The 12,048-nt window shown below is 58.3% G+C and carries 10 protein-coding genes and 1 pseudogene; 2 read left to right on the forward strand and 9 right to left on the reverse strand.

The genetic code is table 11. The annotated features are described in order from the left end of the window. Positions 1–109 precede the first annotated feature (109 nt). Positions 110–1,015, forward strand: a complete 906-nt coding sequence (locus tag AXW11_RS03355; RefSeq protein ID WP_042924021.1) for a cation efflux transmembrane domain-containing protein — start codon at positions 110–112, stop codon at positions 1,013–1,015. 106 nt (positions 1,016–1,121) lie between these two features. Here the strand turns inward: AXW11_RS03355 and AXW11_RS03360 are convergent, their stop codons facing one another. The 6 genes from AXW11_RS03360 to AXW11_RS03385 all read right to left on the reverse strand — a co-directional run bounded on the left by AXW11_RS03360 (position 1,122) and on the right by AXW11_RS03385 (position 8,534). Beyond that, a complete protein-coding gene (locus tag AXW11_RS03360) occupies positions 1,122–2,030 on the reverse strand; it encodes a cation diffusion facilitator family transporter (protein WP_042924023.1) in 909 nt (302 codons plus the stop codon). Positions 2,031–2,183: 153 nt separating this feature from the next. Beyond that, the gene (locus AXW11_RS03365) at positions 2,184–2,333 is read right to left on the reverse strand and encodes a DUF6316 family protein (RefSeq protein ID WP_160052790.1); all 150 of its coding nucleotides are present in this window, start codon (positions 2,331–2,333) and stop codon (positions 2,184–2,186) included. An 80-nt stretch (positions 2,334–2,413) separates the two neighbouring features. Beyond that, positions 2,414–5,560, reverse strand: coding sequence for an efflux RND transporter permease subunit (locus AXW11_RS03370; RefSeq protein WP_044629832.1), 3,147 nt, complete (start codon positions 5,558–5,560; stop codon positions 2,414–2,416). A 14-nt stretch (positions 5,561–5,574) separates the two neighbouring features. After that, positions 5,575–6,789, reverse strand: coding sequence for an efflux RND transporter periplasmic adaptor subunit (locus AXW11_RS03375; protein WP_009575228.1), 1,215 nt, complete (start codon positions 6,787–6,789; stop codon positions 5,575–5,577). 23 nt (positions 6,790–6,812) lie between these two features. After that, the gene (locus AXW11_RS03380; RefSeq protein WP_103918245.1) at positions 6,813–8,123 is read right to left on the reverse strand and encodes a TolC family protein; all 1,311 of its coding nucleotides are present in this window, start codon (positions 8,121–8,123) and stop codon (positions 6,813–6,815) included. Positions 8,124–8,186: 63 nt separating this feature from the next. Further along, on the reverse strand, positions 8,187–8,534 hold the full coding sequence (locus tag AXW11_RS03385) for a hypothetical protein (RefSeq protein WP_146063404.1): 348 nt from the start codon (positions 8,532–8,534) through the stop codon (positions 8,187–8,189). A 106-nt stretch (positions 8,535–8,640) separates the two neighbouring features. Between AXW11_RS03385 and AXW11_RS03390 the strand changes: the two are divergent. Beyond that, a pseudogene (locus AXW11_RS03390) lies at positions 8,641–8,898 on the forward strand (mercury(II) reductase); the annotation flags it as partial. 15 nt (positions 8,899–8,913) lie between these two features. On the opposite strand, the gene AXW11_RS03395 reads toward AXW11_RS03390, so the two are convergent. The 3 genes from AXW11_RS03395 to AXW11_RS03405 form a co-directional block, all read right to left on the reverse strand. Continuing rightward, a complete protein-coding gene (locus AXW11_RS03395) occupies positions 8,914–9,870 on the reverse strand; it encodes an arsenic resistance protein (RefSeq protein WP_042924031.1) in 957 nt (318 codons plus the stop codon). 465 nt (positions 9,871–10,335) lie between these two features. After that, positions 10,336–11,538: a helix-turn-helix transcriptional regulator gene (locus AXW11_RS03400; protein WP_103918246.1), complete on the reverse strand. Its 1,203-nt coding sequence runs from the start codon at positions 11,536–11,538 to the stop codon at positions 10,336–10,338. Between the two features lie 316 nt (positions 11,539–11,854). Further along, on the reverse strand, positions 11,855–12,048 hold a 194-nt coding region (locus AXW11_RS03405; protein WP_286791812.1), incomplete at its 5' end, for a hypothetical protein.

The following is a 12,048-nucleotide window of genomic DNA, read 5'->3' on the forward strand; positions in this document are numbered from 1 at the left end:
GGCTGTCCGAAAATCGTGACTTCTTCATGCAGAATCTCCTTCGTGCTAGGTTACGAGAAAATTCTACTTTTGAGCAGGGCTAAATTTCGGGGTGATTACCCTTTTTTCGATGTCTGACCCGTGTAATGACAACTGCCAGAGCAACAAGATTGCCAGTGCCCCCACTTCTGGGATAGCGAATACTGATACGGCTTTTCAACATGGCTATGTCAGTGACTACCGGGTACCAAAAATGGACTGCCCGTCGGAAGAGGGGATGATCCGCATGGCTCTGGACAGTATTGAGCCCCGGGTTTTACTGGAGTTCGATACACCGAATCGGAAGGTGCGGGTATTCCATGGCGACAATGGGGCTGCCATCGAGGAGAGGATGCGTTCCCTGGGGCTGGGTGCCACGCTCGAAAAAACCACCCCGGCGGGGGAAGAGGATTTAGTCCTGGCCAGGGAGAAGGAAGAGGCAACCGCCCAGGTCGAAGCCGGTATACTGAAGTGGTTGCTGGCCATCAACGGCGTTATGTTCGTGGTTGAACTGACGGTAGGCTGGCTGGCGCAATCCACTGGCTTGATAGCGGATTCTTTGGACATGTTTGCTGATGCCGCGGTCTATGGCGTCGCCCTCTATGCGGTGGCGAACAGCCTTCGCACCAAGCTGCGCGCGGCGCATTTGTCAGGCTGGCTGCAGTTGATTCTGGCGCTGGGAGTCCTGGCTGAAGTCGGGCGGCGATTTGTTTTCGGCAGCGAACCCGTATCCGCGTTAATGATGGGTTTTGGTCTTGTGGCCCTGGCGGCCAACGTCTGGTGTCTGGTGCTTATCGCAAGAAACCGGCACGGCGGCGCACACATGAAAGCAAGTTGGATCTTTTCCGCTAACGATGTCATCGCCAATGTGGGCGTTATCGTCGCCGGTGTATTGGTCGCCTGGACGGGTTCCCGTTATCCCGACCTGGTTATTGGTCTGATCATCGGGCTGATTGTGCTGAATGGCGCCCGGCGAATTCTGCAACTGCGCTATTAGTCTCTGGTCCTTTCTCGCTGCTCGGATTCATGCCGGCAAAATTCCGCGCCTGGGCGGCCTATTAAAATAGTCGCCGCTCTCGCCGATGCTTATGGAGAATTTTCTGTCAACCGTGCCCATAGGTGTGGGCATCCTTGTGCATGTGGTCCGGGTGCTCGAATTCCAGTGTTGAATGACGTATGTTGAATTCCTGCGCCAGAGCCTGTTTTATCCTGTATTTGATATTCTCAAGCTGATCCCATGCACTTTCCTCGATAATCACATGGGCCTCCAGCGAGGCATCGTGTTCGCCCATCTGCCAAAAATGCACATGGTGAAGGTCGATAACGCCTTCGATGTTGGAGAGGGCAACAATGACGGCATCGGTATCGATGTCCACCGGGCTACCCAGCATGAGTGTTCTGATGGTGCCGCCGATTTCTGTCAGGCCCAGGTAGAGAATATAGCCCGCGATACCGATGGTGATGGCAGGATCAACCCAGCGCATGTCGTAGAGCAAAATAAGAGTCCCGCCAATGACCACGGCGACCGACGCGAGTGCATCCGACAGATTGTGAAGAAACAGTGCACGGATATTGACGCTGTCTTTCTGCATCGAATAGGTGAGCAACGCTGTCAAGGCGTCCACAGCCAGAGCGATACCACCAAGCCAGACGACCCACCAGCCCTTTACCTCTGGAGGATCGATTATCCGCATGCCACCTTCGTAAACCAGGTAGATCCCGATAATGATCAAGGTAGTGTAGTTGATGAGAGCTGCAACGATTTCAATGCGTCCGTAGCCAAAGGTCATCCTTGCGTCAGCCTGGCGGCGCGCAATTTTTTGCGCCGCGAACGCGATGACGAGTGAGGCCATGTCAGAGAAGTTATGCAAGGCGTCCGCGATAAGGGCGAGACTGCCGGCAAAGATACCTCCCCCAATCTGAGCCAGGGTCAGGATCCCGTTCGCCCAGATGGCGATGGCAACGCGTTTATCCTTGGTCTCGGGGGGTATATGCACATGGTCGTGACTCATTGGGTTAACCTAGTTGGTGGCTATTTATAAAGAGGCATCTGCTGTATTCAGCTTACTCTGTGCCTGGTCGCCTGTACCTTGGCGACTTTGTGGATTTTGGGCCATTGGCTACTCATCCTTTTTGACAGTTTTCAGGAGTTCCGCAAGGCTGTCTTAGGCCGCTTTTTTGTTCGGGAATGGCCCGATATTTTGACCTTCACGGGTTAAAAAATACCAGTCACTGTTGATGGCGTGGATGCGATGTGTTCGAAAGGGTGAGGCTTCTTTCAAGTCATCTATTCGTTGCTTGGGTGGATCGTTCATAGTCTTTCCAGGATATAAACCGCAATAAAAGAACATTGAAAAAATCATGGGGAGATTCCCCCCCCACGATGGAGTGTTGGTTAACTATCAGTGTCGTGATTAATGTCGCCTGTGGGCGTGGAGTTACTGGCACTTCTGCCATGCAACAGCGCATAGAGCACAGGGAGTACAAACAACGTCAACAGGGTGGACGAGATAATCCCGCCGATCACCACGGTCGCCAGAGGACGCTGTACTTCGGCACCGGTGCCGGTATTGAGTGCCATGGGTACAAAGCCGAGGCTTGCTACCAGGGCGGTCATCAATACCGGCCGTAAGCGGATCAGGGCGCCTTCGACAATGGCCTTCATCAGGTCACCCTGCTCGTGCCACAGATCGCGGATAAAGGCGATCATCACCAAGCCGTTTAACACCGCCACCCCGGAGAGGGCGATAAAGCCAACACCCGCCGAGATCGACAGGGGCATGTCTCGCAGCCACAGGGACAGAACCCCGCCGGTGAGGGCCAGTGGCACGCCGGTGAAGATGATCAAGGCATCTTTGAGGGAGCCGAAGGCCATCACCAAGAGTGCGAGGATGATGGCGAGGGTCACGGGCACCACGATGGCAAGCCGCTGACTGGCGGACTGCAGTTGCTCGAAGGTCCCGCCGTAATCCAGCCAGTATCCGGCGGGTAGGTCCACGTCGTCCGCAATGCGCGCCTGTGCTTCCTCGACAAATCCGCCCAGGTCGCGGTCCCGCACGTTGGCGGTGACCACCACCCGACGCTTGCCGTTTTCCCGGCTGATCTGGTTGGGCGCCGGAGCCAGCTCCAGCTCGGCCACTTCCGACAGGGGCACATAGCCACCGTCCGGCAGGGGGACAGGTAGGTCCGCGAGGCTGTCCACATCCCGGCGGATGTCTTCGGGAAGACGCACCACCAACTGGAAGCGGCGGTCGCCTTCGTAAATCAGGCCGGCGTTTTCGCCCCCGACACCGGCTGCCACCAGATCCTGGAGATCATCCACGGTCAGCCCGTAGCGGGATAGCGCCATGCGCTTGGGGTGTACCGACAGCATGGGCAGGCCGGTCACCTGTTCGACCCGGGCATCGGCGGCGCCCTCCATGGATTCCACAACCTCAAGGACGTCGTTGGCCGATGCCAGCAGCTGATCCAGGTCATCGCCGAACACCTTGATGCCGAGGTCGGCGCGCACGCCGGAGATCAGTTCGTTGAAGCGCATTTCTATGGGCTGGGTGAACTCATACTTGTTGCCGGGAAGCATTTCCACCGCTGCTGCCATTTCCGCCACCAGTTCATCCTTGGTTTTGTCTGGGTTCGGCCATTGGCTGCGGGGCTTCAAGATAACAAAGTTGTCCGCTACGCTGGGGGGCATGGGGTCGGTGGCCACTTCCGGCGTGCCGATCTTGGCGAACACCTTGTCCACCTCCCCAAAGGCCTTCAGCCGTTCTTCCAGCTGCGATTGCATCTCGATGGACTGCTCCAACCCGGTGCCCGGGATGCGCAGGGCATGGAGTGCAATATCCCCTTCATCCAGTTGTGGAATAAATTCCGACCCCAGGGTGGTCGCCAGCCAGAGACAGACCGCTACCAGCGTGGTCGCGCCGCCCAACACCAGCCAGCGGAACCTCATAGCCACCCGCAGCGCAGGCCTGTAGAGCGATTTAGCACCGCTGATTACCGGGCTTTCCTTTTCGCTGATCTTGCCCCCCATAAAGACCGCAACAGCGGCGGGCACCACGGTCAGTGACAGCACCATGGCCGCCAGCAGTGCCATTACGACAGTGGCCGCCATGGGGTGGAACATCTTGCCCTCGACCCCGGTGAGAGCAAAGATCGGCAGGTACACCACAGTAATGATGGCGACACCAAACAGGCTGGGACGAATCACTTCGTTGGTGGCCTCGAACACCAATTGCAGACGTTCCTTGAGGGCCAACTGACCCTGGTGCTGGGCCTGGGACAGGCGCCGGATACAGTTCTCGACGATGATGACCGCGCCGTCGACGATCAGGCCGAAATCCAGCGCCCCCAGACTCATCAAATTGGCGGATACGCCAGACCGCACCATACCGGTGATGGTGGCGAGCATCGAAAGCGGAATGACAGCTGCCGTGATCAAGGCGGCGCGCAGGTTGCCCAGCAACAGAAACAGCACCACGATCACCAGCAGTGCCCCTTCAAGCAGGTTCTTCTCCACCGTGGCAATCGCCTTGTCCACCAGGGCTGTGCGGTCGTATACCGCCTCCACCTTGACGCCGTCGGGCAGGGAGGGCTGAATGGCCTCCAGCTTTTCGGCCACCGCCTGTGCTACCGCCCGGGAATTTTCCCCCACCAGCATCATGGCGGTGCCCATCACCGTTTCCTTGCCGTCGCGGGTGGCGGCGCCGGTGCGCAGCTCCTTGCCAATGGCCACTTCAGCTACATCGGCTACCCGGACTGGCACACCATCCCGGTTGGCAATCACCACCTGTTCAATATCGCCAATGGTGGCCAGCTGCCCGGGCGAGCGCACCAACAGCTGTTGGCCGTTGCGTTCGATATAGCCGGCGCCGCGATTGGTGTTATTGGCCCGCAGGGTGCTGACCAGTTCATCCACCGTGATGCCGAACTCCAGCAACCGTTGGGGCGACGGCGTGACGTGGTACTGCTTGTCGTAGCCGCCAATGGTGTTGACCTCGATCACGCCGGGCACCTGGGCCAACTGGGGTTTGATGATCCAGTCCTGGATCTCACGCAGTGCCGTAGCGTCCAGCGGACTGCCATCCGCTTGAGTGGCACCGGGCAGGGCTTCTACGGTGTACATGAAGATCTCGCCAAGACCGGTGGCGATGGGACCCATCTCCGGCTCCAGCCCGGGTGGCAGCGCGCTCTTGATGGCGCCCAAGCGCTCATTGATCAGGTTGCGGGCGAAATAGATGTCCGTGCCTTCCTCGAACACCACCGTGACCTGGGACAGGCCGTAGCGGGACAGGGACCGGGTATAGGACAGGTTGGGCAGGCCGTACAAGGCCGTTTCCACCGGGAAGGTGATGCGTTGCTCTGCCTCCAGGGGCGAATAGCCCGGTGCCTCGGTGTTGATCTGTACCTGGACATTGGTGATATCCGGCACCGCGTCGATGGGCAGGCGCTGAAAACTCCACACGCCCACGCCGACCAGCACCAGAATAAGGGATAACGTTAAAAACCGCCGCTCTACCGAGAAGCGTAAGATGGCGTTTATCATCAAAGCCTCCTGGGTTAGTGGTCGTGGGATGCGCCGGATTTTTCGATATCGGCCTTGATCAAATAACTGTTTTCCACCACATAGCGATCGCCTGCTTGCAGGCCGCCCAGCACCTCAGTCAGGTTGCCGTCGCTGCGGCCCAGCTCCAGTGGGCGGATCTCGTAGGTGTCATCCACCTGAATAAACACCACGGTCCAGTCCCGGAAGGATTGCAGGGCGCGGTTGTCAACCACCAAGGGGGCCTCCACCGTTTCCACCACGATATCCCCGGCCACCAGCAAACCGGGGGTCAGCAGTCCCTCGGCATTGTCGACTTCGACCCGGGCCAGGGTGTAGGGCGCGTTGCCGGGTGCCGGCAGCAGGTGGCGGATGGTGCCTTCCCGGTCAATGCCGTCAGCCTTCAGTCGGACTTTCTGGCCAATGGCAACCTCGGCCCGTTGGCCGGGGAAGACCTTGAATTCCGCCCACAGAGTGGTCAAATCGGCAATGGCGAATAGGGGTTGCTCCCCGGTCATTTCTCCGTTGCTGATCCGACGCTCAATGACGATCCCGTCGATGGGCGCTCGCAGTGCGTAGGTTTGCAGGCTTTCGTTGGACTCGACTTGAGCGAGCACGTCACCACGCTCGACCCGATCGCCCAGATTGACCTTCACCTGGCTGACCACGCCCGGGAAACGGGCGCGGATCCGGGCAATCTGCTGCGGTGCCGTGGTCAGGCTGCCGTAGGTGGTGAGGCTGCGCTCGATGGCACTCGGCCCGGCTGCGGCCGTTGTGATACCCGCTTTTCGGGCGATAGCCGGGGCGATCCGGGTGCGACCTTCGTGGGATTCCCAGTGCCAGCGGTAGTTCTTGCCGTCCATGGCGAGGCTCACTTCTACGTCGAAGGAGTGGGGTTCGGTCACCACGCCATCCCCCAGCCAGTAGTCCCCCTGGTAGGCGAAGTCGAAGGTGTCCACTTGCCCACCCAGGCGGGTGAGCTGGACATTGAGGTCAATATCATCAGTAACGGCGCGGCCATCCCTGGTGACCCAGGCCCGGTATTCCGGTGGGACCCCCTGCTCGAAGATCTGCAGTTCGACGGTGGCGTCGTTCTGTTGCAGCAGTATGCCGCCGTGAGGCCCCCTGGCCTCTGCCTGCGATTCGTCGTGTTGTTCCTCGGCAGCTTGTAAGGGGCTGATGGCAAGGCAGGTGGCCACCAGAATCAGACAGAGTTGTTTTATCAGTTGCATGGTGTGAATCCTGAATTTGTGGGTTAGCGCGTCGGGGCGCCCGGAACAGTCGCGAGTGGCTGCGCCGTAAGTTGTTCGATCAACGCCTGGTTGAGCAGCGCCGTGGTGGCGGCGTCGACCAGTGCCTCCCGTGCTGAGAGCAGCTCCCGCTGTGCGGCGGTCCACTCCACATAGCTGTAGCGGCCGTTTTCATAGGCTTCGCGGGTCTGAGTGAGTGCCTCGGTCAGGTCGGGAAGCATTTGGCTGCGAATCTGCTCAACAGTCTCGATGCTTTGTTGCCGCAAGTGGTAGGCGTCGAACAGGCGCGAATGGAGGCGCAGCAGGGTATCCTCCCGGCGGAATCGGACCTCATCCCGCGCCGCCAGGGCGGCCTGCACCTCGCCGCGATTGCGCCGTCCGGAAAAGAGCGGTACCGAGAGCCCAGCGGTCAAGGCCGTATCATCCGTCTCTTCGAAGCGCCGGATGCCGACCTGCCAACGGATGTCGCTCTCGGACTGGCTGCGCGCCAGCTGAATTTCCGCTTCGCGGATACGCTGTTCGCTGGCGTAGATTTGAATGGCCGGGCTGTCGCTGACCCGCTGGTACAGAGCAACGAAGTTGTCGGAGGAACCGAACTGGAACAGGTCGCCTTCCAGCATTTGAAAGTCCGGGCTGGTATCACCCCACAGGGAAGCCAGAGCCATTTTCCGGCTCTCGTAGGCGGCTCGCAGATGGGACTGCTCAATACGACTCTGGGTGAGCGCGGCCCTGGCGCGCAGGACTTCGGCCTGGGGCGCCGCGCCGCGGTCGGCGCGACGGGTGACGATCTCGTGGGTGGCCTCGGCCAGCGCCACGGCTTCAGCGGCGAGTTGGAGTTTTTCCTGCAGGGCCAGGGTGGCGACAAAGCGCTGGGTCACCTGTCCGAGCACATCCAGGGTCTCGGCCCGGCGCTCGGCCTCGACGCGCCCGTATCGTGAGTCAACCACGCTGACGCGGGCCTGACGCTTGCCGCCAAGTTCGAGAACCGATGACAGGGATAGGGTGTACTCTGCCCCGTCAACTCCTCGCAGATTGTCGCTGCCGAGGAAGTTTTCCACTTCCAGGCCGGCCTCCAGGGCAGGATTTTGATCTGCCGTAATGCGGCGGCCATCAAGGCCCTGAAGGCGAAAATCGAAGACCTGGAGGCCGGGGTTTTGCGCCATGGTCCGCGAGAGGGCCTCGGACAGAGTGAGCGGTTTCTCCCCGGCGTGTGCCAGGGCAGCACCGAATGCCAGCGCTAGAAGGGAAAAGGCATGGATAATAGAGTGGGACGGCATTGCGCGCCGCCCAGTTTTCATGGGCATTCTGAAAAGCATGAGGCTGCTCCTACGAAAGTCTAAATGACAGTTGTTCCCCGGGTGGGGAAGGTATTCGCACGGTCAGGAAATGGGAGGGCGGAAAAGGGAGGATTGAACCCCGGTGGTGAAGTTGGCTTGGTAGTCGGACTGTACTATTCCCGCAGCCAAGCCGGAAATGTCTGTGAGGGTTCCCAGCAACACCATGTGAAAGCAGCTGTGGCTGTGATGGCCATGGTCCGCTGAATGACTGGGGCTGTCGGGAGACGACTTGGTTGCCTGATTTTCGCTGGAAAAATCCGCTGATTCGTGTGAATGCTCATCATAATGTGGCATTGCGGGGTTGTGCGGTTGTGCTTCATAGGCAATAGACGCCACTGACTGCAAAGCAATCAACAGCGTCATTGCGACTATGAAACAGCGTTTAATCATGCAAGTGGTCCCGGAATTTGATCGTGAGGCTAGCAGAAAGGCAACCACATAGAAAGGACTGGACTCCCATGGCGTTACGTGTGTCCGTAGTGCGCTGCCCTGAGTGGCGGGCGATTGCACCGACCAACCGCAGTTCGTCTATGTGGCTGCCGCCGGGGGCAGCCGGGCCGGGATCAATATGGCCGGCGGCGACGCTATGCTCGATCTTCGCGCCATGCCGGCGGTCATGGCGATGCGGGCCAATATGACCGTGCAGGAATTGGCTGAAGAGCTGTTTCCCTACCTGACCATGGTGGAAGGGCTCAAGCTCTGCGCCCAGACTTTTACCAAGGACGTGACTCAATTGTCCTGTTGCGCCGGGTAAGGCTGCGTTCCCGGCTCAGTCGGCATTCCTGATCAGGCGCGGCAGCCAACGCAGATACGCCACCATGCCAAACAACTCGACCAGGGATTGGAAGACGATGACAACGATGGCGGCACGCCAGGGCTCCGGCAGTGACAGCGCCAGCGGCAGCATGACGAAGGAGTTGCGGGTACCAAAGCTGAAGGTGAGGGTGCGGCCGATAGTGGGCGTGAACCCGAATAGCTCACTGAGCCCCTTGCCGATGGTAGCGGCGGCAACCAGATAAAGTACAAAAACCACAAGCGCCGACCACAGCAGGGCGCCATTGTCGATCACCAGGCTGACCTGGGAGCCGGCAATTAGAAACACCACCAATGCCAGCAACGGCACGGGCAGCCACCCAAGCCAGTCCACCAGTGTTTGCGCGCGCGGGTGCTTTTCCGTCAACCGTTCGGTAATCCAGGCCAGGATCAGCGGGGTGACAATCAATCCGAAGAATGCCGGCAGCAAGTGGCTGCCAACCGCCAGTTCAATGGCGATATTGCCCATGAAGAGCCAGATATAAATGGGTAGCAAAATGAGCTGGACCAGCAGAAGGATCGGCGCGGCCGCTATGGCCCTGGCACCGTCCCCACCACCGAGATGGGTAAAACTGATAAACCAGTCCGTACAGGGCACCAGCAGTACCAGCAGTACGCCGAGACGAATAGCGGGATCATCCGGTAACAGCCACAACAGAAGACCAACGACCACCGGTATCAGGATAAAATTGCCCGTCAGCAAAGCGGCCAGAAAGCGGCGATCACGAAATGCCGACCTGAGATGTATCAGTGGTACCTGAGTGAAAGTAGTGTACAGGAGAACACCCAGGGCCGGCCAAAGCAGCGCTTCCCAATGACGAGTCTGCTCTGGTGACATCCAGCCGATGGTCATGCCGGCCAGGATGACTAGGAGATAAAGCCAGACTTGATATCGCTCCAATTGTTCGCGCATTTAAGGCTGTTCCCGCTGTTTTTTCGAGGGCACGATAGTATCATTGGGGCGCAATGAACTCCCGACACTTGCCCTGAGCATTTCGGCAGGCTTCGAGGGGGACTGAAATCTCTTTAGGTTGGGTCGGGAGAGATACGGTAAAATGGTTAGCGTCAGCGTTATACCTTTTTTCTGACAGTAGCGGGGATGGGCGTCTCCACAGGGTTGGTGGCTTTTTACCCGGTTTGGCTGGTTCTGACCCTGTTGAGAGGAGCTGTCAGTAAAAAATGAAATTATTTTTAAGGAATTTCTGAGCATGGTATTTATCATGGTGTTACCGATTATCAGTATAATAAGCCGTTGAAAATAAAAGACAAAAATGGCTTATTGATAATAGAGTGGGGAATGAATCACGTAGAATAAAAAAGGCGGCCATATGGCCGCCTTTTTTGTGGTCTTTCAGGGTCGTCGCCAGCACCGTGAAGCTCAAGAGCAAACTCGCATCAGGTGTGTAATCAGGTCGACCTGTCTGCTGAAGCTGTTCTTCTGCAGCAGTGATTTTATGTTGGTGCGAATGGTGCTGATGGCCAATTCCATTTGCTCGGCAGTTTCTGCGGTATTGGCCCCCTTGAGCAGGCACAGGCAGACGCGGGCCTCGGCTTCGGTGGCGCTGATGACCTTGCGGATTTCGGCAATGCTGGGGGTGCGGCAGACATTGGGGTCGAAAATTTCCACCAGGACATTGCTGTTGTTGCTTTCTCGGTTGTGTACCGGGGTGATGGAGATCCGCAGGGGCAGGGCGCTGGTTTGCAGGTAAAGGGTGTCGCTGTCGTCCAGGGCGCCGGTCTTGCCGGTAATGAACAGCATCAGCTGGGTGTAGAAATCCTTGCCAAACTGTTGATCCCTGAACGCGATTTCCCGGTTGTCCCGATTGATGGTGAATACCCTGTAGCGTTTGCCGATCTCCACAAAGGCCGGGCTGGCACTGACCAGGAGAGAAACCGGCGAAAAGACGGCGACGGGCTGTTTCAATACGGCGATGCTGCTTTGCAGGTCCTTGAAGCTCTGCTCCGAGCGGTGCAGTCGCTCATACAAATCGAGGGCTATTTCAGCGTGTTTTTTCAGCCGCGAAAGCATGGCCATTTCTGTCTTGCTGAATACCCGGCTGTCTTTGTGGCGGTTGAATACCAGTACCACGTGTTGCTGGTATTTGTTGGTGAACGCAATGGTAGCACTGTCGATAATGCCGGCGGCGCGTATCCAGGTCCGGGAGAAGGTGGACATATCTGCGAGAAAGTCGCTCTCCGGGTCGCCATCGGCGTAGCTGAACAGGGCGTTGGGGCCCGTTTCCAGTGCCCGGGCAATCGCCTTGTCCTTGAACACCAGGCCGGTCTTGAGCATCAGGGGGACGACGCCGGGGGGATAGCCCACGGCCCAGCCATAAAGTCCTTTCAGGTGCGGCTCTTTCTGTATCACGGCCAGGCAACAGCTGACCAGGTCAAAGGTGTCGCGGATGTTGCGCAGAAAGAGGTCGAAGCCGTCCTTGTGTTCAACACAGCTGTAAAGACTGGTGACCAGACTATCCAGAATATCTGCCTGGGTGTCGTCCGGTTCGAGCTGTTCGGCACTGGGTTGGCCGTTTTCTGCCCGCGCCAGATGAGTAAGTTGGCTTCGATCGGCTGCTGACATTCCCTTGTACCTTCCCCCGGGCAGAGCTTATTGCCCATGAAATTGTTAACTGGTTCAAATATAGCGAATAGGGGGAGGCCGATCCAATGACCCCTGGAGTGGGTGGCGTGGTGCTGGCGGCCCATTTTGGGGCGGGCGGCGCGGCAATGAGCGTCCATGGGAAATGCCGTGCCACAGGGCGTTCGGCAGGATTCACTGCTTGAAAAGTGTCCAGATTTGCTTAAAATACGCTCCCTTGCCGGAATTCAGGCCCTGTTTGTACAGTTGCCTGGAGTGAGAGCAGTCTCTCAGCCGGCCAGAATTCATTCCGTTTCAGTCAGTTGCGCACGCCGGCCGCTGGGGTCGGGGTTGTTGTGCCCGTTGTGGTGGCATACAATGCGCGCCTATTTACTGAGGCGGTGAGGCATCCTGCCTCGTTTTCGATAACAGATTGGAGGTTCACGACATTAAGCGTGGAGGCAAAGGCCGCGAGCAGCGCGCCAATATAAATCAGCAAATCCAGGCAACCGA

Source organism: Marinobacter sp. Hex_13 (assembly GCF_001566815.1).
Lineage (GTDB): Bacteria > Pseudomonadota > Gammaproteobacteria > Pseudomonadales > Oleiphilaceae > Marinobacter > Marinobacter salarius.